Source organism: Burkholderia sp. BCC1993, assembly GCF_905339865.1.
Lineage (GTDB): Bacteria > Pseudomonadota > Gammaproteobacteria > Burkholderiales > Burkholderiaceae > Burkholderia.
Genome location: NZ_CAJPGZ010000007.1, coordinates 315,005 through 339,424, shown reverse-complemented (window position 1 = coordinate 339,424; position 24,420 = coordinate 315,005). Strand labels below are relative to the sequence as shown.

General features: G+C 67.6%; 22 protein-coding genes. 12 read left to right on the top strand and 10 right to left on the bottom strand.

Going from position 1 to position 24,420, the window contains the following annotated elements:
* The first annotated feature begins 147 nt into the window (after positions 1-147).
* From rho to U4Y91_RS14245, 7 genes are all read left to right on the top strand, one after another.
* Entirely contained in the window at positions 148-1,410 is a 1,263-nt protein-coding gene (rho, locus tag U4Y91_RS14275; RefSeq protein WP_006478662.1) for a transcription termination factor Rho, read from the top strand.
* A gap of 132 nt (positions 1,411-1,542) precedes the next feature.
* A complete protein-coding gene (locus U4Y91_RS14270) occupies positions 1,543-2,043 on the top strand; it encodes a MerR family transcriptional regulator (protein WP_321805557.1) in 501 nt (166 codons plus the stop codon).
* A complete protein-coding gene (locus U4Y91_RS14265; RefSeq protein ID WP_321805556.1) occupies positions 2,040-3,596 on the top strand; it encodes an MFS transporter in 1,557 nt (518 codons plus the stop codon). The genes U4Y91_RS14270 and U4Y91_RS14265 overlap by 4 nt, the downstream gene beginning before the upstream one ends.
* A gap of 38 nt (positions 3,597-3,634) precedes the next feature.
* Positions 3,635-4,468: a M90 family metallopeptidase gene (locus U4Y91_RS14260; RefSeq protein WP_321805555.1), complete on the top strand. Its 834-nt coding sequence runs from the start codon at positions 3,635-3,637 to the stop codon at positions 4,466-4,468.
* Positions 4,469-4,625: 157 nt separating this feature from the next.
* On the top strand, positions 4,626-4,886 hold the full coding sequence (locus tag U4Y91_RS14255; protein WP_059233999.1) for a type B 50S ribosomal protein L31: 261 nt from the start codon (positions 4,626-4,628) through the stop codon (positions 4,884-4,886).
* A gap of 225 nt (positions 4,887-5,111) precedes the next feature.
* Positions 5,112-6,869, top strand: coding sequence for a glycosyltransferase family 39 protein (locus U4Y91_RS14250; RefSeq protein WP_321805554.1), 1,758 nt, complete (start codon positions 5,112-5,114; stop codon positions 6,867-6,869).
* Between the two features lie 2 nt (positions 6,870-6,871).
* On the top strand, positions 6,872-8,236 hold the full coding sequence (locus tag U4Y91_RS14245; RefSeq protein WP_321805553.1) for an MATE family efflux transporter: 1,365 nt from the start codon (positions 6,872-6,874) through the stop codon (positions 8,234-8,236).
* A gap of 15 nt (positions 8,237-8,251) precedes the next feature.
* On the opposite strand, the gene lipA is transcribed toward U4Y91_RS14245, so the two are convergent.
* From lipA to U4Y91_RS14215, 6 genes are all read right to left on the bottom strand, one after another.
* Positions 8,252-9,217, bottom strand: a complete 966-nt coding sequence (lipA, locus tag U4Y91_RS14240; RefSeq protein ID WP_321805552.1) for a lipoyl synthase — start codon at positions 9,215-9,217, stop codon at positions 8,252-8,254.
* Between the two features lie 2 nt (positions 9,218-9,219).
* Entirely contained in the window at positions 9,220-10,335 is a 1,116-nt protein-coding gene (locus U4Y91_RS14235) for an acetoin dehydrogenase dihydrolipoyllysine-residue acetyltransferase subunit (RefSeq protein WP_321805551.1), read from the bottom strand.
* Positions 10,336-10,339: 4 nt separating this feature from the next.
* The gene (locus U4Y91_RS14230) at positions 10,340-11,344 is read right to left on the bottom strand and encodes an alpha-ketoacid dehydrogenase subunit beta (protein WP_321805550.1); all 1,005 of its coding nucleotides are present in this window, start codon (positions 11,342-11,344) and stop codon (positions 10,340-10,342) included.
* 70 nt (positions 11,345-11,414) lie between these two features.
* Positions 11,415-12,398, bottom strand: coding sequence for a thiamine pyrophosphate-dependent dehydrogenase E1 component subunit alpha (locus tag U4Y91_RS14225; RefSeq protein ID WP_321805549.1), 984 nt, complete (start codon positions 12,396-12,398; stop codon positions 11,415-11,417).
* A 76-nt stretch (positions 12,399-12,474) separates the two neighbouring features.
* Positions 12,475-13,251, bottom strand: coding sequence for an SDR family NAD(P)-dependent oxidoreductase (locus tag U4Y91_RS14220; RefSeq protein ID WP_321800982.1), 777 nt, complete (start codon positions 13,249-13,251; stop codon positions 12,475-12,477).
* A gap of 59 nt (positions 13,252-13,310) precedes the next feature.
* On the bottom strand, positions 13,311-14,369 hold the full coding sequence (locus tag U4Y91_RS14215) for an ATP-NAD kinase family protein (RefSeq protein WP_321805548.1): 1,059 nt from the start codon (positions 14,367-14,369) through the stop codon (positions 13,311-13,313).
* A 523-nt stretch (positions 14,370-14,892) separates the two neighbouring features.
* On the opposite strand from U4Y91_RS14215, the gene U4Y91_RS14210 reads away from it, so the two are divergent.
* Positions 14,893-16,824: a sigma-54-dependent Fis family transcriptional regulator gene (locus U4Y91_RS14210; protein WP_321805547.1), complete on the top strand. Its 1,932-nt coding sequence runs from the start codon at positions 14,893-14,895 to the stop codon at positions 16,822-16,824.
* Positions 16,825-16,870: 46 nt separating this feature from the next.
* Here U4Y91_RS14210 and U4Y91_RS14205 read toward each other — a convergent pair whose 3' ends face one another.
* Positions 16,871-17,305 (bottom strand): carboxymuconolactone decarboxylase family protein, encoded by a 435-nt coding sequence (locus tag U4Y91_RS14205; protein WP_321805546.1) that lies wholly within the window; start codon positions 17,303-17,305, stop codon positions 16,871-16,873.
* Complete coding sequence (locus U4Y91_RS14200) at positions 17,289-17,750, bottom strand: MerR family transcriptional regulator (RefSeq protein ID WP_321805545.1); 462 nt, start codon at positions 17,748-17,750, stop codon at positions 17,289-17,291. The genes U4Y91_RS14205 and U4Y91_RS14200 overlap by 17 nt, the downstream gene beginning before the upstream one ends.
* Before the next feature lie 286 nt (positions 17,751-18,036).
* Between U4Y91_RS14200 and U4Y91_RS14195 the strand changes: the two genes are divergently transcribed.
* The 3 genes from U4Y91_RS14195 to U4Y91_RS14185 all read left to right on the top strand — a co-directional run bounded on the left by U4Y91_RS14195 (position 18,037) and on the right by U4Y91_RS14185 (position 20,177).
* Complete coding sequence (locus tag U4Y91_RS14195) at positions 18,037-18,678, top strand: ComEA family DNA-binding protein (protein WP_321805544.1); 642 nt, start codon at positions 18,037-18,039, stop codon at positions 18,676-18,678.
* An 86-nt stretch (positions 18,679-18,764) separates the two neighbouring features.
* A complete protein-coding gene (locus U4Y91_RS14190; protein WP_321805543.1) occupies positions 18,765-19,196 on the top strand; it encodes a YidB family protein in 432 nt (143 codons plus the stop codon).
* 381 nt (positions 19,197-19,577) lie between these two features.
* Positions 19,578-20,177, top strand: a complete 600-nt coding sequence (locus U4Y91_RS14185; protein WP_321805542.1) for a DUF4189 domain-containing protein — start codon at positions 19,578-19,580, stop codon at positions 20,175-20,177.
* Between the two features lie 134 nt (positions 20,178-20,311).
* Here U4Y91_RS14185 and clpB read toward each other — a convergent pair whose 3' ends face one another.
* Positions 20,312-22,909: an ATP-dependent chaperone ClpB gene (clpB, locus tag U4Y91_RS14180; protein ID WP_321805541.1), complete on the bottom strand. Its 2,598-nt coding sequence runs from the start codon at positions 22,907-22,909 to the stop codon at positions 20,312-20,314.
* 197 nt (positions 22,910-23,106) lie between these two features.
* Complete coding sequence (locus tag U4Y91_RS14175) at positions 23,107-23,586, bottom strand: Rrf2 family transcriptional regulator (RefSeq protein WP_415750459.1); 480 nt, start codon at positions 23,584-23,586, stop codon at positions 23,107-23,109.
* 266 nt (positions 23,587-23,852) lie between these two features.
* Between U4Y91_RS14175 and U4Y91_RS14170 the strand changes: the two genes are divergently transcribed.
* Complete coding sequence (locus U4Y91_RS14170) at positions 23,853-24,413, top strand: group III truncated hemoglobin (RefSeq protein ID WP_321805540.1); 561 nt, start codon at positions 23,853-23,855, stop codon at positions 24,411-24,413.
* Positions 24,414-24,420: the final 7 nt, after the last annotated feature.

The window sequence follows — 24,420 nt, the reverse complement described above, 5'->3', positions numbered from 1 at the left end:
CAAGCCGCTGATCGGCCGCTCAGGCGCGAATCGGCGTATGCTAGAATCAAAAAACGTCTACAAGACGCATTAAGTCTCAGAGCGCCTCCGCTCGCCCCTCCTCCCTTATTTCTTTTCGTCGCTTCTCCTCCCTGGCGGGTTCTCCGTATGCATTTATCCGAGCTCAAGTCTCTGCACGTGTCCGAACTGATCGAAATGGCCAATGGCCTGGAGATCGAAAACGCGAACCGCCTGCGCAAGCAGGAGCTGATGTTCGCCATTCTCAAAAAGCGCGCCAAGACGGGAGAGACGATCTTCGGCGACGGTACGCTCGAAGTGCTGCCGGACGGCTTCGGCTTCCTGCGCTCGCCGGAAATGTCGTACCTCGCGAGCACCGACGACATCTACATCAGCCCGTCGCAGATCCGCCGCTTCAACCTGCACACCGGCGACACCATCGAAGGTGAAGTCCGCACGCCGAAGGACGGCGAGCGCTACTTCGCGCTGGTGAAGGTCGACAAAGTCAACGGGCAGCCGCCCGAGGCCTCGAAACACAAGATCATGTTCGAGAACCTCACGCCGCTGCACCCGAACAAGCCGCTGTCGCTCGAACGCGAAATGCGCGGCGAAGAAAACGTCACGGGCCGCATCATCGACATGATCGCGCCGATCGGCAAGGGCCAGCGCGGCCTGCTCGTCGCGTCGCCGAAGTCGGGCAAGACCGTGATGCTCCAGCACATCGCACACGCGATCAAGCAGAACCATCCGGACGTGATCCTGTTCGTGCTGCTGATCGACGAGCGCCCCGAAGAAGTGACCGAAATGCAGCGCTCGGTCGCCGGCGAAGTGATCGCATCGACGTTCGACGAACCGGCCACGCGTCACGTGCAGGTCGCCGAAATGGTGATCGAGAAGGCCAAGCGCCTCGTCGAAATGAAGCACGACGTCGTGATCCTGCTCGACTCGATCACGCGTCTCGCCCGCGCATACAACACCGTGATCCCGGCGTCGGGCAAGGTGCTGACGGGCGGTGTCGACGCGAACGCGCTGCAGCGCCCGAAGCGCTTCTTCGGTGCTGCGCGCAACATCGAGGAAGGCGGCTCGCTGACGATCATCGGCACCGCGCTGATCGAGACCGGCAGCCGCATGGACGACGTGATCTACGAAGAGTTCAAGGGCACCGGCAACATGGAAGTGCACCTCGAGCGCCGTCTCGCGGAAAAGCGCGTCTATCCGTCGATCAACCTGAACAAGTCGGGCACGCGCCGCGAAGAAATGCTGATCAAGCCCGAGATCCTGCAAAAGATCTGGGTGCTGCGCAAATTCATCCACGACATGGACGAAGTCGAGGCCATGGAATTCCTGCTCGACAAGATCCGCCAGACGAAGAGCAATTCCGAGTTCTTCGACCTGATGCGCCGCGGCGGCTGATCGCCCTCGCCCCGCACCGAACGGCCGCCCGCGCGTTTCGCCCGGCGGCCGTTTTTTCACCCCAACCTGTACGTGAACGTACAGGTTGATCTATAATCGCGCCATCGCCCCGACCGAAGCCCCGCCATCCCGATGCAGAACGACGCCTCCCCCTCGCTGCTGACCGTGAGCGACGCCGCGTCGCGGCTCGGCGTCACGCCGCGCACGCTGAAGTATTACGAAGAGCGCGGACTCGTCACGCCGTCGCGCAGCGGCGGCCGCTATCGCCTGTACGACGAAGCCGATCTCGAACGCTTCGCCCGCATCCTGCGGCTGCGCGCGCTCGGCTTTTCGCTGCACGGCATCACCGAGATGCTCAAGCGCCCGCTGGAAGAAACGGGAGACGGGCGGCGCCGCTATTCGGACGCATCGCTGCGCGACATCCGCGCGGGGCTCGCCGAACAGATCGACACGCTCGACCGGCGGATCGCGGCCGTCCAGCGCGAGTTGAAGGAAGCGGTCGCGCTGCGCAAGGAACTGCAGCACGACATCGACTACGTCGAACGGCGCCTCGCCGGCGAAAACCCCGACGCGCTGATCGCGCAACGGCAGGCCGAAGCCGGCACGCGGCGCACGCGCAAGGACCGGGAATGAACGTCGCGCCGGGTCGCTCGCCGCTCTGGAGCCGCGCGAACCTGCGCGCGGACCTGTTCCCGTGGGCGCTCGCGCTCGTCACCGGCATCGACTATTTCGACAACGCGGCCTTCTCGTTCTTCGCGGGCTACATCGCGGGCGGCGTCAACGCATCGCCCGACGAACTCGTGTGGTCGTCGAGCGCGTATGCGGTCACGGCCGTGCTCGGCATCCTGCAGCAGCAATGGTGGGTCGACCGGCTCGGGCATCGCCGCTACGTCGCCGGCTGCATGCTGATGTTCTCGTTCGGCGCGATCGCGGCCGCGCTCGCCGACACGTCGCTCGAACTCGCGTTCGCGCGCGGCTTCCAGGGCTATTTCATCGGCCCGATGATGGGTGCCTGCCGGATCCTGATCCAGATCAGCTTCAAACCGCAGGAGCGGCCGCCCGCCACGCGCGCATTCCTGATCATGATCCTGCTCGGCAGCGCGCTCGCGCCGATCGTCGGCGGGCTGCTCGTCGCGCATTCGACGTGGCGCACACTGTTCGCGTGCACCGCGCCCGCGGGCATCGCGTTCGCGATCCTCGCGCTGCTCACGCTGCCCGATTCGGGCAGGACACCCGACGACGAACGCGGCTCCGGGCATTTCTGGCCATACGTCGTGTTCGCGCTCGCGCAAGGCGCGCTGCAGATCGTGCTGCAGCAGGTGCACTACCAGCTCTACAGCGGCTCGCCGATGCTGATCCTGCTGACGATCGCCGGCCTCGGCGCGCTCGCGTGGTTCGCCTATCACCAGTGGAACCATCCGACGCCGCTCGTGCGGCTGCACGCGTTTCGCGAACGCACGTTCCAGGTCGGGCTGCTGCTGTACATGTTCTATTACTATGAGACGACGGGCTTCAGCTACCTGACCTCGCGCCTGCTCGAAGGCGGGCTCGGCTATCCGGTCGAGAACGCCGGGCGCCTGGTCGGCACGATGTCGCTGATCTCGGCCACCGCGCTGTTCGCCTACCTGCGCCATGCGAAGCGCGTCACGCACAAGAAGTGGTTCGTCGTGCCGGGGTTCGCGATCGCGATCACCGCCGCGCTGTGGATGACGCGGATGACGCCTCAGGTCGGCGAGGCCGCGCTGATCGTCCCGCTGCTGCTGCGCGGCCTGTTGCTGCTGTTCATCGTGCTGCCGGTCGCGAACCTGACGTTCCGCATCTTCGCGATCGACGAGTACACGCACGGCTACCGGCTGAAGAACATCGTGCGCCAATTGACGATCTCGTTCGCGACGTCGTCGGTGATCATCGTCGAGCAACACCGGCTGGCCCTGCACCAGACGCGGCTCGTCGAGCGCGCGAACGTGTTCGATCCGCTGTTCCAGCAGACCGTCGACGCGCTCACGCGCAGCTACGCGGCCGCCGGCCATGCGCTGAACGAAGCGCACGGCCTCGCGATCGCATCGATCGCGCGGATGGTCGCGCAACAGGCGTCGTTCCTTGCGTCGCTCGACGGTTTCTATTTCCTCGCGGGTGTCGCACTGGTCGGCGGCCTGTTCGCGGCATGGCAAAAAGAGATCGATTGAGTTAAAAGACAGGCTTTGGATTTCCCCGCGCTGCTTCCATGCTCTCGAAACTGACCCGCTGGTTCGACGACCGCCGCCGCGACCGCGCGCTGCGCAGCCATCCGATTCCTGATGCGCTGTGGCAGGACACCGTCGCACGCCTGCCGTTCCTCGATGCGCTGACGCCCGGCGACCTGGGCCGCCTGCGCGAGCTGACGAGCCTGTTCATCGCGAAGAAATCGTTTTCGACCGCGCACGGGCTCGAGCTGACCGACGAGATGATCGTCGCGATCGCCGCGCAGGCGTGCCTGCCCGTGCTGAATCTCGATCTGTCGCTGTACGACGGCTGGGTCGGCGTCGTGGTGTATCCGGGCGAATTCGTGATCCGCAAGACCGTGCAGGACGAGGACGGCGTCGTCCATGAAGTCGAGCAGGACGCGAGCGGCGAAGCGTGGGAAGGCGGGCCGGTGATCCTGTCGTGGGAAGACGCGCAGATGACGGACGGCCGCGACGCGTACAACGTCGTGATCCACGAGTTCGCGCACAAGATCGACATGGTCAACGGCGAGGCCGACGGGTATCCGCCCCTCTTTCGCCGCTGGCACGCGCCGCACCTCGACGCGCAGGCGTGGGCCGACGTGTTCGAGCACGCGTACGACCAGTTCTGCGCGCGCGTCGATGCGGTGCCGGATCGCGCGTGGGCGCGCTTCGAGCGCGACTCGCTGATCGATCCCTATGCGGCCGATCACCCGTCGGAGTTCTTCGCGGTGTGCAGCGAGGCGCTGTTCGTGCGGCCGCGCGCATTCGAGTCCGAATTTCCGGAACTCTACCGGCTGCTCGCCCGCTACTACCGGCAGGATCCGGCCGGTACCGGCGCCCTCGACGCACGATGAAAATTATTCGTCAACCGTCTGATTTTCTGGCATAATCCCCGTTTTTCGACCTTAGGCAAGTGGCTCGCGCCGGGCTTGACGTCCGCTGATCCGCGCAATTTGCGCGATCTGGCACGGCAAGCGGCGGGTTGGCTACCGCTCTCACCAAGGAAAGACCATGAAAGAAGGCATCCACCCGAATTACCGCGAAGTCGTCTTCCAAGACATGTCGAACGGCTTCAAGTTCATCACGCGCTCGACGATCCAGACGCGTGAAAACATCGAACTCGACGGCAAGACCTACCCGCTCGCCAAGATCGAAGTGTCGTCGGAATCGCACTCGTTCTACACGGGTCAGCAAAAGATCATGGACACGGCAGGCCGTGTCGAGAAGTTCAAGAACAAGTTCGGCGTTCGCGCCAACGGCAAGGCGAAGTAAGCTTCGCACCGTTCCGGTGGTTGCAATGCACCGGTACCGCACGAAAGGGCAGCCCAGGCTGCCCTTTTTTGTCGCCGCTCGCCGGGACAACACCACACGGCGGCCGATACCGGGCAATCGTCTGACGCGCAACGGCCGGCACGTCTACAATGCCGGATGCTCGAATCCGGCGCCGTCGGCGCATGACCGCACCGGCCGCCCGCCCATAACAAATCGCTCATCTGCATGAAGCCTGTCGTTCGTCTCACCGCCTCCGCCACGCGCGCGCTGCCGCGCTGGCTGCTGCTCACGCTCTGCCTCGTCTACGCGGCGTTCGGCCTGTTCGGCCGCGACCCGTGGAAGAACGAGGACGCGGCGGGCTTCGGCGTGATGTGGACGATGGCCACCGGCGGCTGGCACGACTGGCTGCTGCCGAATCTCGTCGGCAAGTTCATCACGACCGACGGACCGCTCGGCTACTGGCTCGGCGCGCTGTCGATCCGCGCGCTGGCGCCGTGGGTCGACGCGAGCAACGCGTCGCGCGTCGACACGGGCGTGCTGTTCTGCGTCGCGTGCGCGTTCGTCTGGTACGCCGCCTACCTGCTCGGCCGGCGTGCCGAGGTCCAGCCGTTCAAGTACGCATTCGGCGGCGAGCCGGAGCCGCGCGACTACGGCCGCACGCTCGCCGACGGCGCGCTGCTGGTCCTCGTCGCGTGCTTCGGGCTGGCGGAGCGCGGCCACGAAACGACGCCGCAGCTCGCGCAGTTCGCGTGGATCGCGATGTTCGTGTACGGCATCGTGCGCGGCATCGACAAGCCGATGCAGGGCGCGCTGTGGTGGGGCGTCGCGATCGGCCTCGTCGCACTGTCCGGCAACCCGGTGCTGGTCGTCGCGCTGCTCGCCGGCACGGCCGCGCTGTGGCTCGTCACGCCGGAGATGCGCAACCTGCGCCTGCCGCTGATCGGCCTGCCGCTCGCGGCCGCGATCTTCGCGCTGTGGCCGCTCACCGCCTTCCAGGCGGCGCCCGACGACGCCGCGTGGTTCTTCAACCAGTGGATCCACGGCAGCCTGATGCGCTTCTCGGGCCCGCCGACCGCGGTGCTCGCCTATGCGGCGAAGAACCTGCCGCTGTTCACGTGGCCCGCGTGGCCGCTCGCGATCTGGTCCTGGTGGAGCTGGGCCGGCATGCGCCGCCGCGCGCACATCGCGATTCCACTGTCGGTCGTGGTGCCGCTCGTCGCGCTCGTGATCCTGCAGAGCCAGCAGTCGAACCGCATGTACATGCTGTTGCTGCCGCCGCTCGCGGTGCTCGCCACCTTCGCGCTGCCGACCCTCAAGCGCGGCGCGATCAACGCGTTCGACTGGTTCGCGGTGCTGAGCTTCACGATCCTCGGCACCTTCGTGTGGCTCGTGTGGCTCGCGTCGCTCACCGGCTTCCCGCATCCGCTCGCGCGCAACCTCGCGCGCCTCGTGCCGGGCTATGAACCGCACTTCAAGATCCTGTCGTTCATCTGCGCGGTGATCGTCACCGTGTGCTGGTGCCTGCTCGCGCGCTGGCGCATCTCGCGCCAGCCGAAGGTGCTGTGGCGCAGCGTCGTGCTGTCGGGTGCGGGCACCACGCTGATGTGGGTGCTGCTGATGACGCTGTGGCTGCCGATCGTCAACTACGGCCGGACCTACAGCGACGTCGCGCAACAGATCGCGTCGCACCTGCCGAAAGACTATGAGTGCATCTCGCCGGTGCGGCTCGGCGATGCGCAGATCGCGACCTTCGCGTACTTCGGCGACATGCACTTCGAATTCTCGGGCGACTGCGACGTGATCCTGCGCCAGGACCGCTCCGACTTCGGCGAGCCGAGCGCGATGTCGCAGTACGTGTGGCGTCTCGTGTGGGAAGGCCGCCGCGTGGCCGACCGCGACGAGCGCTTCCGCCTGTACGAGCGCATCGAGCGGCCGGCGGCGCCCGTCAAGCGCCGTGGCCCGCGCCACCGGGCGGTCGATTGACGATGTTCGCCGACATCCGCCGGATCGTCGGCCTCGCGTGGCCGGTGCTCGTCGGCCAGCTCGCGATCATCGCGTTCGGCGTGATCGACACGGCGATGGTCGGCCGCTACTCGGCCACCGACCTGGCCGCGCTCGGGCTCGGTTCGTCGATCTACGTATCGGTCTACATCGGGATGACGGGCATCCTGTCCGCGCTGCAGCCGATCACCGGGCAGTTGTACGGCGCGCGGCGTTACGCCGAGATCGGCGAGGAAGTCCGCCAGGCGCTGTGGCTCGCGCTGATGCTCGCGGTGCCCGGCTTCCTGCTGCTGCATTTTCCCGAACCGCTGCTGCACATCGCCCACGCGCCGCCCGCGTTGCACGACCGCACGGTCGATTACCTGCGAATCCTGTCGTACGGCCTGCCGGCGAGCCTCGTGTTCCGGATCTACAACGCGCTGACCAACGCGGCCGGCAAGCCGCGCCTCGCGATGATCCTGCAGGTCGGCGCGCTGCTGCTCAAGTTTCCGCTCAACGTGTGGTTCATCTTCGGCGGGCTCGGCGTGCCGGCCCTCGGCGGCCCCGGTTGCGGGCTCGCCAGTACGCTGATCAACTGGGCGCTCGCGCTGATCGGCTTCACGCTGCTCGCGAAGCTCGACGTGTTCTCGCCGCTTTCGATCTTCTCGCGCTTTTGCTGGCCCGTCTGGGCGCGCCAGAAGGCGATCCTGAAGCTCGGCGTGCCGATGGGTCTGTCGTACCTGATCGAGGTCACGTCGTACACGTGCATGGCGCTCTTCATCGCGCAGTTCGGCACGACGACGCTCGCCGGCCACCAGATCGCCGGCAACATCGGCGCGGTGCTGTACATGACGCCGCTGTCGATCGGGGTCGCGGCGTCGACGCTGGTGGCCCGCGCACTCGGTGCCGGCCGCCCGGACGAGGCGCGGCTGCTCGGCCGGCACAGCGTGATGCTCGCGTGCGGGATCGCGGCCGCGTACGGCGTGCTCGTGTTCACGCTGCGTCCGCTGATCGTCAGCGGCTACACGCCGAATCCGGCCGTGGCCGCCGCCGCGCTGCCGCTGGTCGCGATCGTCACCTGCTACCACTTCTTCGACGCGCTGCAGATCACGTCCGCCTTCGTGCTGCGCGCGTACAAGGTCGCGGTCGTGCCGACCGTGATCTATGCGGTCGCGTTGTGGGGCGTCGGACTCGGCGGCGGCTACGTGCTCGGCTTCGACGTCGGCGGCCTCGCCCCCGCCTGGCTGACCGGCGCGCGCGGCTTCTGGTTCGCGAACACGATCAGCCTGATGCTGGCGGGCGCGGGCCTCGCGCTCTACCTGCGCCACGTCAGCCGCGCGCAACCGGCCGTCGGCGCATACAGCGCATGACGCACGGCGCACGGCCTACGCGTCCTCCAGCACGTCGGCCGCGTGGTACGAGGACCGCACGAGCGGTCCGGCAACGACTTCCCTGAAACCGAGCGTCAGCCCCTCGTCGCGCCACGCGGCGAACGCATCGGGGCTCACGTAGCGTCGCACCGGCAGATGGTGCGCGGACGGCGCGAGATACTGGCCGAGCGTCAGCACGTCGACCTCGTGCGCGCGCAGGTCGCACAGCGTGTCCCGCACCTCGTCGTCGCACTCGCCGAGCCCGAGCATCAAGCCCGATTTCGTCACGAGCGTCGGCCGCGCGGCCTTCGCCTGCGCGAGCAGTTCGAGCGAGCCGCGATAGTCGGCGCCCGGCCGCGCCGCCCGATACAGCGACGGCACCGTCTCGATGTTGTGATTGAACACGTCCGGCCACGCCGACGACAACGCATCGAGCGCACGCGCGACGCGGCCGCGGAAATCGGGCGTCAGCACCTCGACGCCGATGCCCGGCACGCTCGCGCGCACCGCCGCGATGCAGGCGGCGAAATGCGCGGCGCCGCCGTCGCGCAGGTCGTCGCGATCGACCGACGTGATCACGACGTAGCGCAGCCCGAGCGCCGCGACCGCGGCGGCGAGCCGCGCGGGCTCGTCGGGATCGAGCGGCTCGGGACGGCCGTGCGCGACGTCGCAGAACGGGCAGCGCCGCGTGCACAGCCCGCCCATGATCATGAAGGTCGCGGTGCGCTGCCCGAAGCATTCGCCGATGTTCGGGCACATGGCCTCCTCGCAGACGGAATGCAGCCGATGCTCGCGCAGCACGGCCGCCATGTCGGCGACCGCCCCGCTCATCATCGGCCGCGCCCGCAGCCACGGCGGCTTCGGCAGCGCCGCGCCGCCCGCGGGCTCGACGCGCACCGGAATGCGCGCGAGCTTGTCGCGGCTGCGCGCGCCCGGCTGGCCGAGCGCGGTGAGGCTGGGTCGTTCGAGCGCGGCGGTCATCGTCAGTCTCCGAGAAATGCGACGATCAGGCGGTTCACGTCGGCAGCCGCCTCCATCTGCACCATGTGGCCGCTGCCGGCGATCACCTCGGCCCGCACGCCGTCCGGCAAGCCCTGCGCGTGCTGCGCCGGAATCACCTGGTCGCGCTCGCCCCAGATCACGAGCGTGCGCGGCGCGAGCGACCCGACGCGGTCGCGGAACACGCGCCGCTGGGCCGCACCGTCGAACGCGGCGCTCGCGATCTTCTCCAGCGCGGCCTGCACGCCTTCGAGCCGCTTGTACTTGACGAGGTCCTCGACCAGTTGCCGCGTGACGAGCGCGTTGTCCGCGAACAGCGCGCCGAGGTGCGGCTTCAGCGTGTTGCGGCTGTTGCCGGCGACGAAGCCGTCGATGTAATCGCGGTTGATGTCGGCGCCGAGCCCCGCACTCGCGATTAGCGTCAGCGATGCGACGCGCTCCGGCGCGCTGTCGGCCAACGTCATCGCCACCGCGCCGCCCATCGAATGGCCGATCAGGTGCGCGCGCTCGATGTGCTGCGCATCGAGCAGCGCGAGCACCGCGTCGGCCAGTTCGTCGAGGCTGCCGGTGTCGACTGCCTTGCCCGACTCGCCATGCCCCGGCAGATCGAGCGCCCAGACGGGCCGGTGCGCGGCGAGCTCCGCGTGGTTGAACAGCCAGTTGTTGAGGTCGCCGCCGAAGCCGTGGATCAGCACGGCGGGCGTTCCCGAACCGTCGCCGAGCTTCAGGAACCGGACCGTGCGTCCGCCGATCTGCGCCTTCTCGGGCTGCGGGCCGGCCGCGTCGTCGGCGGCCGCGGCCGGCACGAAATCGCGCTGGAATTCGGCGATCGCCGCGTCGATGTCGGCATCGCTCGCCTCGGCCGCGGCCACCACACCGAGCAGCGCACCGACCGGCAGCGTCTCGCCCTCCTGCGCGACCTGCCGGCGCAGCGTGCCGTCGAACGCGCACTCGACGCCCGACGAAATCTTGTCGGTCTCGACGTCGAGCACTTCGTCGCCCTTCGTCACGCGCTCGCCGATCGCCTTCAGCCAGCCGTTGACCTGCCCCTGCTCCATCGACAGCCCCCACTTGGGCATCGTGATCATGTGAATCGACATCGTGTCAGCTCCTGGTCTTGAGTACCGCCTGCGCGATCGCGTCGGCGGACGGGATGTAAAGGTCTTCCAGCACGCCGGCGAACGGCGCGGGCGTATGCGGCGCGGTGACGAGCTCGATCGGCGCCTTGAGCGTTCGGAACGCGCGTTGTGCGACGAGCGCGGCGATGTCGGTCGCGATCGAGCAGCGCGGGTTCGCTTCATCGACCACCACCACCCGCCCGGTGCGCGTCGCGCTTTCGAGGATCGTTTCCTCGTCGAGCGGCGATGTCGTGCGCAGGTCGATCACGTCGACGTGAATGCCGTCCTTCGCGAGCTTCGCGGCCGCGTCGGTCGCGAGATGCACCATCCGGCCGTACGTGACGATCGTCGCGTCGTCGCCTTCGCGCACGACGTTCGCCTCGCCGAACGGAATCGCATAGGACTCCTCGGGCACGTCGCCTTCGCGCGTGTAGAGCAGCTTGTGTTCGAGGAAGATCACCGGATCGTTGTCGCGGATCGACTGGATCAGCAGCCCCTTCGCGTCGTACGGCGTCGACGGACACACGACCTTCAGCCCCGGAATGTGCGTAAACAGCGACGTGAGCATCTGCGAATGCTGCGCGGCCGCGCGCAGGCCCGCGCCGTACATCGCGCGGATCACGACCGGCGTCACGGCCTTGCCGCCGAACATGTAGCGGAATTTCGCGGCCTGGTTGAAGATCTGGTCGAAGCACACGCCCATGAAATCGATGAACATCAGCTCCGCGACGGGCCGCATCCCGCATGCGGCCGCGCCGACCGCCCCGCCGATGTAGCCGCCTTCCGACAGCGGCGTATCGAGCACGCGGCCCGGAAACTTGTGAAACAGCCCCTTCGTTACGCCGAGCACGCCGCCCCATGCGTCGTCCTCGCCCGGCGCACCCGCGCCGCCCGCATTGTCCTCGCCCATCACGATCACGCTGTCGTCGCGCGCCATTTCCTGCGCGAGCGCCTCGTTGATCGCCTGCGAATAAGTGATCTTCCTTGCCATGTCTGTCTCCTGGGATATTCGGTTCGCCGTGCCGGCTGCGCCGGCCGCTGGCGGCTGCGTCAGATCGCGCTCACGGGTACGACACGTACACGTCGGTCAGCAGGTCGGCCGCGTCGGGCAGCGGCGCGGCCTTCGCCTGCGCGACCGCATCGTCGATCAGCGCCTTCACCTGCGCATCGACCGCGCGCAGATCGTCGGTCGTCAGCACCTCGGCACGCACGACGCGCGCTTCGAAATGCTTAAGGCAGTCCTTCTCGTCGCGCAGCTTCTGCACTTCGCCCGGCGCGCGGTAGGTCTGCGCATCGCCTTCGAAATGGCCGAAGTAGCGCGTGAACTTCACCTCGACGAGCGTCGGGCCGCCGCCGTTGCGCGCGCGCGCGACGGCTTCGCCGAGCGCCTCGTGCACCGCGAAGAAGTCGAAGCCGTCGACGATCACGCCCGGCATCCCGAAGCCGTTCGCGCGATCGGCGATGTTGTCGGTCGCGACCGACCAGCTCGACGACGTCGCTTCCGCGTAGCCGTTGTTCTCGGCCACGAAGATCGCCGGCAACCGCCACACCGACGCGAGGTTCATCGATTCGAAGATCACGCCCTGGTTCGACGCGCCGTCGCCGAAGAAGCACACGCCGACACCGCCGGTCTTCTTGTGCTTGGCCGCGAGCGCCGCGCCGCACACGAGCGGGCCGCCCGCGCCGACGATCCCGTTCGCGCCGAGCATCCCCATCGCCAGGTCGGCGATGTGCATCGAGCCGCCCTTGCCGTGGCAGACGCCCGTCTTCTTGCCGTAGATCTCGGCCATCATCCCGTGCACGTCGACGCCTTTCGCGATGCAGTGGCCGTGCCCGCGGTGCGTGGTGGCGACGTAGTCCGAAAGTCCGAGATGCAGCATCGTGCCGACCGCAGAGGCCTCCTCGCCCGCGTACAGGTGAACGAAGCCGGGGATTTCGCCGGTCGCGAACTCGACGTGCAGGCGCTCCTCGAATTCGCGGATCGTGCGCATCAGCCGGTAGGCGTCCAGCAGCGTGTCCCTGCTGAGCTGTGTCGAAACGGTCATGTGTGTCTCCTGGATAGGTCTGACTGCGAATGCCGCCGCGGCAACGCCCCGGCGACGGATTGCACGGCGTGCGCCGTCAATGGAACGTGAAGCCGCCGTCGACGTTCACGGCCTGGCCCGTCACGTTGTCCATCGTCGCGAAGAACAGCGCGAGCCGGCCCATGTCTTCCGGCGTCTGCGCGCGGCCCTGCGGGATCAGCGTCAACTGGTGCCGCTGCCACGATTCCTCGACCGATTCGCCGTCGGTCTTCCATTCGTCGGACAGCCGGTCCCACATGTAGGTACGGACGATGCCGGGGCAGATCGCGTTGACGGTCACCCCGTCGCGCGCGAGCTCCTTCGCGAGCGCGTTGGTGAAGCCGACGACCGCGAATTTCGATGCGCTGTAATGCGCGAGATTCGGAAAGCCTTCCTTGCCCGCGATCGATGCGACGTTGATGATCCGGCCGCGCCCCTGCGCCTTCAGATGCGGGAGCGCCGCGCGGCAACCGAGGAACGTGCCCTTCGCATTCACGTCCATCACGAAATCCCAGTCGCGCTCGGTCAGCGCCTCGACCGGATGGATGCTGATCACGCCCGCGCAATTCACGAGGATGTCGAGCCGGCCCAGTTCGGCGCGCGCCTGCGCGACCATCGCGTCGACCTGCGCGGCCTGAGTGACGTCGACCTTCGCGATCGCCGCGCGGCGGCCGAGCGCGCGCACCTCGCGGGCGGTCGCGTCGAGTGCGTCGTCGAGCAGATCGGCCAGCAGGATGTCGGCGCCCGCGCCGGCGAGCGTCAGTGCAATGCCGCGGCCGATGCCGCGCGCGCCGCCGGTCACGATGGCGACCTGTCCTTCGAGCGGGTTTGTCATGGCGATGTCTCCTTGATGATCGTTATGAATGTCGAAATGCCGTTCGGGACGGCGAATGCTCAACCGCGCCACGCGCCGGCATCGCGCAACAACTGCCGCGACGACGCGTAACGCAGCGTGCGGCCGACATCGACCGTCAGCGGCCCGCGCCAGTCGAGCGCGATCTCGTAGCGGTCGCCGCGCGCGACCTCGATCTCGCGCTCGCCGTCGAACGCGAGCGTGCCGTGCTCGAACGGGATCGTCTGCCACGCATTCGGCTCGAGCCGCTCGCAGCTGCGCATCACGACGCGATCGACGCGGCCGGGTGCGATCGGCGCGACGAGCGGCGTGCCGGCGGTCTTGCCGTCGGCGGCGAAGCGCATCGCCAGCCCGTGCGGCGCGCTGCGCTCGAGCGGTGCCCACGCGCCGCCGAGCGCGGACAGGCCGATGCCGTCCGGCTCCGCAAACGTCAGGTAGAGCGTGTCGATGTCGTCGGGCCCCGAGATCGCGCGCGCACCGATGAAGCGCTGGCGGGCCGCGCACACGTCGACGAGCGCGATCTCCTCGCGCCCCGCGTTCGCACCCGCCGCGCAGCGCACGACGAGCCGCTTGTTGCGCGTGAACGCGACCTCCGCCGGCACAGCGCCGGTCGCGGCGAGTCCTGCCGCGACGCCCGCGACGGTCGCTTCGCGATGTTCGGGAAACGCATTGTTGGTGCCGGTGGACAGCGCGACGAGCGGCGTCGCGCCGCAATGCGCAGCGACTGCGCGATGCGTGCCGTCGCCGCCGAGCACGACGATCAGCGCGACTTCCATCCGGCGCATGTAGGCGGCACCGGCCTGCGTGTCGGCGACGGTGTCCGAGATCGGCAGGTCGACGAATTCGACGTCGGGCCAGCGCTCGTGCGGCGCGACCGCGCGATGCGTATCGAGCGCACGCATCAGCAGCGTCGCGATGCCCGTCTTGTCGCGCAAGGTCAGCACGCGCTCGACGCCCATCGCACCGAGGCCGGCGAGCAGGCGCACGACCATGTTGGCCTTTTCCGCCGTCGGGAATACGGATGCATGCGTCGTCAGGCGGCGAATGTCGCGCCCCGATGCGGGGTTCGCGATCACGCCGACGGTCACGGGCGTCGTCACGGGCTTGTCTCCATCCAGTGGACCGGCGCTCGCGCGCCGGCCTTGCATGTGTCGTCCGCCGTCATCGAGGGCAGCGGATCGTCGTCGCCGACGCGATTGCGCCGGCTTGCCCGTGACATCTGCAAGTGGCGTGCCACCGTGTGTGCAATGACCGCGAAACCCGCGTGCGAACTGGCTCGGCCGGTACGCCTGGCATCGGCATCTGCTGCCGCGACCGCCCGACGCCCCGCGAAACCGTCCGTGCGTCTCACGCGGTCGATCTCCCGACGCGCCGGTTTCGGCGCCTTCATCCGGGCTGCGATTTCGCCGGCAAGCCACGCGGATCGCGGCGCGGCGCGCACCGCCGTGCGCCGGCCCACCGTCGCGCGCGGCCTGCCCGCGCGTCTCAGCCGCACGAGACCGGCTGAGATACCGCTGAGACGAACGTCTCACGCCGCGCGCGTGCTGCGATGCAATGTGATCCGCGCAAGCGGATGTGCTACAAGAACATCGAATTCCCCGCAGTCCGGAACCGGAGCCGATCATGCCCTATGCCGTCCCCCAGGCCCAGCACGCCGACCGTGTGCTCGGCGCGCTCGCCGGACGCCTGCCCGCGCCGGCCGATTCCGCGCGTCTGGTGTCGTCGTGGCAGCGCTCGCTCGAGCGCTACGCGCTCGACCCGGCGTCGTCGATCGGCCCGCGCGTGCTGACCGCGGCCGAGCTTCGCGAGGTGCGCGACAAGGAGGAGGCCTTCCTGCGCGCATCGGGCCAGTGCCTGACGCGCCTGCACGACATGATTCGCGTCGCCGACTACTGCGTGATGCTGACCGACGCGCACGGCGTGACGATCGACTACCGGATCGACCGCGAACGCCGCAACGACTTCCGTCATGCGGGGCTGCACATCGGCTCGTGCTGGTCGGAAAGCGAGGAAGGCACCTGCGGCGTCGCGAGCGTGCTGACCGATCTCGCGCCGATCACCGTGCACAAGACCGACCACTTCCGCGCGGCGTTCACCACACTCACCTGCAGCGCGGCCCCGATCTTCGCGCCGGGCGGCGAACTGATCGGCGTGCTCGATGCGTCGGCCGTCCAGTCGCCGGACGGCCGCGACAGCCAGCGTCTCGTGTACCAGCTCGTGCGGCAGAGCGCGGCGCTGATCGAGGATGGCTACTTCGTGCACAGCACCGCGCAGCACTGGATATTGTTCGGGCATCCGAATCGTCACTACGTCGAGGCGCAGCCCGAATGGCTGATCGCGTTCGACGAATGCGGCAATATCGTCGCCGCGAACCGGACGGCGCGCGACGCGCTGCCGGCGCTGCGCGAACCGCGCCATATCGACGAGATCTTCGATGCGACCGAGATGCCGCTGCGCGACGCCGCGCGGCTCGATGCGATCGTCGCGCTGCGGCTGCGCGCGACCGGCGCCCCGCTCTACGCGCGGCTGCGCGCGCCGCTACGGCGCGCCGGCCGCGAAACCGGCACGGCACGGGCCGCCCCGGCATCGCGCCGCCCCGGCACCGCGCAGCGCCACGTCGGCGCGCTGACGCCGTTCCTGCACAGCAGCGACGCGCGCGTCGCGCAGCAGGCCGAACTCGCGCTGCGGGTCGCGAGCAAGCGGCTGCCGATTCTCGTGCTCGGTGAAACCGGTGCGGGCAAGGAAGTGTTCGCCCGCGCGATCCACGACGCCGGTGCGCGACGCGCACGGCCGTTCGTCGCAGTCAACTGCGGCGCGCTGCCCGAGGCGCTGATCGAAAGCGAGCTGTTCGGCTATGCGGCCGGTGCGTTCACCGGTGCGCGCAAGCACGGCGCGCGCGGCAAGATCGCGCTCGCCGACGGCGGCACGCTGTTCCTCGACGAAATCGGCGACATGCCGCTCACGCTGCAGACGCGCCTGCTGCGCGTGCTCGCCGACGGCGAGGTCGTGCCGCTCGGCAGCGATACGCCCGTGCGCGTCGATCTCGACGTGATCTGCGCGACGCACCGCGATCTCGCACAGATGGTGGCCGACGGCACGTTCCGCGAGGATCTGTACTACCGGCTGAGCGGCGCGACGTTCGAACTGCCGCCGCTGCGCGAGCGCGCGGACGTGTGCGACGTGATCGCCGCGGTGTTCGCCGAGGAAGCGCAGGCGACCGGCCACGTGCTCACGCTCGACGCGACGCTCGCCGAGCAGCTCGCCGCGTATCCGTGGCCCGGCAACGTGCGGCAGCTGCGCAACGTGCTGCGCTATGCGTGCGCGGTGTGCGACGCCGCACGCGTGACGCGGCGCGACCTGCCTGCCGATCTCGCCGCGCAGCTCGGCGCCGGCCCGGCCGGCACGCTGCCGGACGACGAACGCGGCCGCATCGTCGCGGCGCTCACCGCGCATCGCTGGCGGCCGGACGCTGCCGCGCAGGCGCTCGGCATCTCGCGCGCGACGCTGTACCGGCGGATCGCGAAACACCGGATCGTCGCGCCGCACCGCATCTGAAGCATCTGATGCATCCGGTTCATCTGACGCACCGGCACGCGTCGCATCACGCGGCGTGCGCGACCGCTTCGGTCGTGCCGCCGTCCCGGCCGGCCGCTTCATCGCGCCGCGTGAACACCTCGTGTGCGGCGAACAACGCATTGAGCGCGGCCGGAAACCCTGCATAAACGGCCATCTGAATGAACACCTCGACGATCTCGTCGCGGGTGCAGCCGACGTTCAGCGCAGCCTCGATATGCACCTTCAGCTGCGGCTGCGCGTTGCCGAGCGCGGCCAGCGCCGCGATCGTCGCGATTTCGCGCGACTTCAGGTCGAGCTGCGGCCGGCTGTAGATGTCGCCGAACGGAAATTCGATCACCATCCGGCCGAAATCCGGCGCGATCGACGCGAGCGCGGCGATCACGCGCTCGCCCGCTTCGCCGTCGATTTCCTTCAGCTTGTCCCAGCCCCGCGCATAGCGGTCGTCAACGCGTTGTTCCATGGTGTCCGTCCTGTTCCGATAAAGAGTGAGAAGGGTTCGCCCGTCGTTCCGTCTCGCGTTCCTGCGTCTCGTAGTACGTGATCTTGTCGCTGATCGCGTCGAGGCTCGCCTGCAGCTCCGCGATATGCGCGCGCACCGCGTCGCGATGCGCGACCAGCAAGTGCCGCCGCGCACCGAACGTCGACTCGCCTTGCGCACGCAGCGCCGCGAACTGCTGCATCTGTGCGATCGGCATGCCGGTCGCCTTCAGGCGCATCACGAAGTCCAGCCAGTCAAGGTCGGCCGGCGCGTAGAGCCGGTGCCCGGCCGCCGTGCGCGAAATCGCGCGCAGCAGGCCGGCCTGCTCGTAATACCGCAGCGTATGCGTCGACACGCCGGTCAGTTCGGCGACTTGGCCGATCGTGAGCGGACCGGCGGCGGAAGGTCTGGATACGGTTTTCGACATGGCAGGAACAAGGTTAGGAGTTAGAGTTCACTCTAAGTCAAGCGTTGTCGAACGGCCAAGTACAACAATTTGGAATCACCGCCGCGGACACCGTAAAGAATGGTCAAAACCGCCGCCCGGCGCGGCTTTCGGTCTTTACAGCGACGCAAGCCTTCAGCAAGATTCGGTCAGCCTGTCTCAAAAAGGGCACGCATTTGTCCTATGCTTAACGGCGACGCCCGGCCAGGTCTCGCCCCGCCGTCCGTTGCAACAGCCATTCATCCGTCAGAACCAGGGAGCCTTTGCCATGCTGAAAAAGCTGCTGATGCTGTTCGTCGCGCTATCGCTGTCGCTTGCCGCCGGCCTCGCCGCGGCCGTCGAAGTCAACACGGCCGACCAGACCGCGCTCGAATCGGTGAAGGGCCTCGGCCCCGTGAAGTCGAAGGCGATCATCGACGAACGCACCAAGAACGGCCCGTTCAAGGACGCGGACGATCTCGCGAACCGCGTGAAGGGTCTCGGCACGAAGTCGGTCGGGCATCTCGAGGAAAACGGCCTGACGATCGGCGGCTCGTCGACGCCGCCGAAGGGCGTGAAGCTGTCGAAGCCGGCCGCGACGACCTCGGCGACGACCTCGTCGGCCACGTCGACCACGTCGACCACGTCGGCCACGACGTCGGCAGGCAGCGCTCCGACGTCGACGACCGCGACGGCCGGCACGACGGCGACCGCACCTGCACCGGCCTCGAGCGCTCCGGAAGCGGCGACCAAGCCGGCCAAGAGCAAGCGCGCATCGAAGAAGGACAAGGCGGCCGCAGCCGCGGCGGCATCCGCCGACGCGGGCGCGAGCGCGCCGGCCGCAGCGTCGTCCACGAAGGCGACGAAGGGTTCGAAGAAGAAGAGCAAGAAGGACAAGGCAGCCTCCGCCGCCGCGGCGTCGGGCGCCTGATGTGCGCCGCGTGCGCGATGGCGTGCGCGCGGCATTCGATCAACGGGCGCCGTCGTCACGGCGCCCTTTTCAGTAAAGGTGAAACCATGGGTCTCCTCGATATCGTTGGCGGTCTGCTCGGCGGCCAGGCCGGCGGCAACTCGCAAAGCGCGCTGATCGCGACCGCGCTCGAATTCATCAACAACCAGCCGGGCGGGCTGAACGGCCTGATCGAGAAGTTTCAGAAAGGCGGCGCCGGCGAGGTGATCGGCTCGTGGGTCGGCACCGGCGAAAACCAGCCGATCTCGCCCGACACGTTGCAGAACGTGCTCGGCTCGGACGTCGTCGGTTCGCTCGCCAGCAAGATCGGCATCGATCCGGGCCAGGCCTCGTCGATCCTCGCGCAGGTGCTGCCGCACGTCGTCAACAGCGCGACGCCGAACGGCGAAGTGCCGGCCGGCGGCCAGATCGACACGTCGAACGTGCTCGGCACGCTCACGCAGCTCGCCGGCATGTTCGGCGGCAACAAGCAAGCTTAAGCGCTGCACCGCGCTATCGCGCGGCATGGGAAATGCAGTCGTCGAGCCTCGCCAGCAGCTTCACTGGGCTTGAAACTCGCTGCGAAGCAGCCGAGGACGACTGAACCGGGCGGCGAGGCCGATCTTCCGACATCGCCGCCCGGGCCCGATGCGTGTCCGGTGTATCCGCACCAGTTGCAATTGATGGTCCGTCGCGCGCTGGGACGGGGCGCCGCCGCATGATCTTGTTCAACCTAGGTCGCTGAAGCTCGGATCATGATTGGCATAATCCCCATAATTAGTTAGCAATCCTTTCCACATGGTCGAATGACTGGCGCAGCGCACAGATCGTGCCCCCAGGCATCGACACACCTGGAGGGGCAATGTAGATGGAGATCGGGCATGAGCAAGTATTTGCCAATATCGTTTCTGCTGTTGTTTGGCTCAATCGCGGCACCCGTATATGCGCAGATGGGGATGGCGCCGGGGGGCGGGATGATGCAGTTTCCGGGGTGTCCGCCGGGACTGGCGCCAGGGCAACCGGGATGTGGCGGACAAATCGACGACGACGCTCCCCCTTCGCGCCGTACCGGCCCGACCAACCCTTCCGGGCCCAACCACGGGGATGGCTGGCTTCGTTATGAAACCGGCAGATGGGAGGAGAGCTATGGCGCATATGCTGACAACGGATATGGCGCAAAAGGAGCCGGCGGCAGATCCGAGGACAGTAGAAACGCCGTTGCCGCAAGAAAAGAAGCATTACGCGATTGCGGACAGCCAGATTGCAAGATCAAGGTTGAAGTGCGCAATGGATGCTGGGCGGTGGCATGGGGGAAACGAAATGCATATTACGTTGGGATCGAGGATGTCGACATGAGTCCGGCCGACCCGAAAACGCTAGGTTTGAAAGCGGTCGAAAGCAAAGCGCTAGGCATGTGCAAAAAAGCAGGGGATGTGAATTGCGAAGTCAGAAACACCTCTTGCAGCCTGCCGTCTCCGTGAGTGGGCGCCAGGCCTGCGAATGACGATGCCGAAGTCGTCGTGACATAAAAAAACACCCCGCCGAGGCGCGCCTCGGCGGGGTGTCTGCTGTTGCGCGGGCCCGGCATCGCTGCGCCGAGCCTGACGCATTCGCTTTAGTGCACGACGCGGTCGAACACGAACTGGCCGTCGTTGATGTCGACCGGGATCACGTCCTTCGGACCGAAGCGGCCCGCGAGAATCAGCTTCGCGACCGGGTTCTCGATCTCCTGCTGGATCGCGCGCTTCAGCGGCCGTGCGCCGAACAGCGGATCGTAGCCGACCTTCCCGATCTGTTCGAGCGCCGCCGGCGACACGTCGAGCGCCATGTCCAGCTTCGCGAGCCGGTCGTGCAGGCGCGCCAGCTGGATCTTCGCGATCGACTCGATGTTGCTGCGATCGAGCGCGTGGAACACGACGACGTCGTCGATCCGGTTCAGGAACTCGGGACGGAAGTGCTGCTTCACTTCGAGCCACACGGCGTCCTTGATCTCTTCCTGCGGCGAACCCGTCATCGCCTGGATCACCTGCGAGCCGAGGTTCGACGTCATCACGATCACCGTGTTCTTGAAGTCGACCGTACGCCCCTGCCCGTCGGTCATGCGGCCGTCGTCGAGCACCTGCAGCAGCACGTTGAACACGTCCGGATGCGCCTTCTCGATCTCGTCGAGCAGGATCACGCTGTACGGCTTGCGGCGCACGGCTTCCGTCAGGTAGCCGCCTTCCTCGTAGCCGACGTAGCCCGGCGGCGCGCCGATCAGCCGCGCGACGCTGTGCTTCTCCATGAACTCGCTCATGTCGATGCGGATCAGGTGCTCTTCGGAATCGAACAGGAACGACGCCAGCGCCTTGCACAGCTCGGTCTTGCCGACCCCCGTCGGGCCGAGGAACAGGAACGAGCCGTACGGACGGTTCGGATCGGCGAGACCCGCGCGCGAACGACGGATCGCATCCGCGACCGCGCTGATCGCCTCGTCCTGGCCGACCACGCGCTCGTGCAGCTTTTCCTCGATGTGCAGCAGCTTCTCGCGTTCGCCCTGCATCATCCGCGACACCGGAATCCCGGTTGCGCGCGACACGACTTCCGCGATTTCTTCCGCGCCGACCTGCGTGCGCAGCAGACGCGGACGCGTCGGGTTGTGCTGCTCCTGCTCTTCGGCCTGCGTGACCTGCTTCAGTCGCGACTCGAGTTGCGGCAGCTTGCCGTACTGCAGCTCGGCGACCTTCTCCAGCTTGCCTTCCCGCTGCAGACGCGCGATGTCGGCGCGCACCTTCTCGATCTCTTCCTTGAGCTGCGCGCTGCCTTGCACCGCGGCCTTCTCGGCGGTCCAGATCTCTTCCAGGTCAGCATATTCGCGACCAAGACGCTCGATCTCTTCCTCGATCAGCTGCAGGCGCTTCTGCGACGCTTCGTCCTGCTCCTTCTTCACGGCCTCGCGCTCGATCTTCAGCTGGATCAGACGACGATCGAGCTTGTCCATCTCTTCGGGCTTCGAATCGATTTCCATCTTGATCTTCGACGCAGCCTCGTCGATCAGGTCGATTGCCTTGTCCGGCAGGAAACGATCGGTGATGTAGCGGTGCGACAGCTCGGCCGCGGCGACGATCGCCGGGTCGGTGATGTCGACGCCGTGGTGCAGTTCGTACTTCTCCTGCAGCCCGCGCAGGATCGCGATCGTCGCCTCGACGCTCGGCTCGTCGACGAGCACCTTCTGGAAGCGGCGCTCGAGCGCGGCATCCTTCTCGATGTACTTGCGGTATTCGTCGAGCGTGGTCGCGCCGATGCAGTGCAGCTCGCCGCGCGACAGCGCCGGCTTCAGCATGTTGCCCGCGTCCATCGCACCTTCGGCCTTGCCGGCACCGACCATCGTGTGGATCTCGTCGATGAACACGATCGTCTGGCCTTCGTCCTTCGCGATGTCGTTGAGCACGGCCTTCAGGCGCTCCTCGAACTCGCCGCGGTACTTCGCGCCGGCGAGCAGCGCGGCCATGTCGAGCGACAGCACGCGCTTGCCCTTCAGCGTCTCGGGCACTTCGCCGTTGACGATCCGCTGCGCGAGCCCTTCGACGATCGCGGTCTTGCCGACGCCCGGCTCGCCGATCAGCACCGGGTTGTTCTTGGTGCGGCGCTGCAGGATCTGGATCGAACGGCGGATTTCGTCGTCGCGGCCGATCACCGGATCGAGCTTGCCCGCGCGGGCGCGCTCGGTCAGGTCGACCGTGTATTTCTTCAGCGCCTCGCGCTGGCTTTCCGCGTCCTGGCTGTGCACCTGCGAGCCGCCGCGCACCGCGGCGATCGCGGCTTCGAGCGCCTTGCGCGTGAGGCCGTGCTGGCGGGCCAGCTTGCCGGCTTCGCCCTTGTCGTCGGACACGGCGAGCAGGAACATCTCGCTCGCAATGAACGTGTCGTTGAGCTTCTGCGCTTCCTTGTCGGCCTGGTTCAGCAGCCCGGCCAGCTCCCGGCCGATCTGGATGTCGCCACCCGTGCCCGTCACTTGCGGCAGGCGCGAAATGGCTTCGTTCAGCGCGCCTTGCAGCGCCTGCACGTGAACGCCCGCGCGCGACATCAGCGAGCGGGCGGAGCCGTCCTGCTGCGCGACCAGCGCCGCCAGCACGTGAACGGGTTCGATGTATTGATTGTCGCGGCCCGCCGCGAGGCTTTGCGCGTCCGCGAGTGCTTCCTGGAACTTGGTGGTGAGCTTGTCGATTCTCATTTGGTGAGACCTCCAATTTTTCGATTAACACCAAGATGAGGATGGTTATACGGGTTTCAAGCGAAATTCGGGTTGATTCAACGCAAAAATCGCCGGGCGGCGACGCTGCGGCCTGCGGGCGGGCCGCAGCGCGGACGGCGGGGATGGCGCCCGCGTGTCAGTCGCCCCTCGACGACGATTCGGCGTCCGCCGGCGCGTCATCCCCCGGACGGCTCGGCGCGCACCAGCGCGATCGGACGAATGCCCAGCAGCGCGGCGAGCGGCGACGCGGACACGGTCAGCTCGCCGAGCGTGTGGCGGTCGAGCTCGGCGAAGAATGCGTCGCGCGCGGCCGCCAGCACGCCCTTCAGGCGGCACTGCGGCTCGATCACGCAGCCGCGCGGCTCGTCGCCGTCGGCCACGAAGCAGCCGACCAGCGCGAAATCGTTCTCGGTCGCGCGCACCACCTGGCCGACCGTCAGCTTCAGCGATTCTGGGAACAGCCGCAGCCCGCCGTTGCGGCCGCGCACGGTATCGACCCAGCCGAGCTCGCCGAGCTGCTGCACGACTTTCATCAGATGGTTCTTCGAGATGCCGTAGGCGTCCGAGATCTCCTGGATCGTCGCGAGCCCCTCGCCGCGCACGGCGAGGTACAGCATGACGCGCAGCGAGTAGTCGGTGTAGTCGGTGAGTCTCATGAGCAGATACGGAAAATCGTCGATCGTGCCCCGCTCAGGCGAAGCGGGTCGATCCGAACGCGCGCCGGGGCGGCTATCGAGGCCACTAACGACGCCGGGTTGCCGGGACGGCCTGCGCGCAATAAGATGCATAACATCTACGCATTTTTCAGGCAGGGGTGGACGCTATTTTGCGTCAAAATTCCGTCGGCGTCCTGCGCGTTGCCCACGCTGCCGTTCCGCCGACACGTCACCGATGCCCTGAATTTCCCGGCCCTTTTTTTGCCATGACCGCCCTGCCCGCCTCGCCCGATACCGCCCCGGCCCGCCTGCGCGACGCCGAACCGACCGAAGACAACATCCGCGACCTCGTGTACGCGTTCTACGACCGCGTGCGCGCCGATCCACTGCTCGGCCCCGTGTTCGACGCGAAGCTGGACGGCCGCTGGGACGACCATCTGCCGAAGATGGTGAGCTTCTGGTCGAGCCTCGTGCTCGGCACCAAGGGCTATCGCGGCAACGTGCAGCAGGCGCACCAGCCGCTCGACGGGATCGAGCCCGCGCATTTCAGCCGCTGGCTGTCGCTGTTCCTGAAGACCGTCGAGGGGCGCTACACGCCGCCCGCGGCCATCCGCTTCATGGAGCCCGCGCTGCGGATCGCGCAGAGCCTGCAGTTGAGCCGCTTCGGCTGGGATTACCCGATTCCGCCCGAGCAGCAGGCGCTGCTCGACGCGATCGCGCCGCGCCGCCGCGACACGGGCGACGATCCGCATGCGCTGCCGTCACGCGCCCGCGGCGAGCCGTTTCCGACGAGGATCATCGGACGCGGCACGGATCCGGACGCCTGACACGACG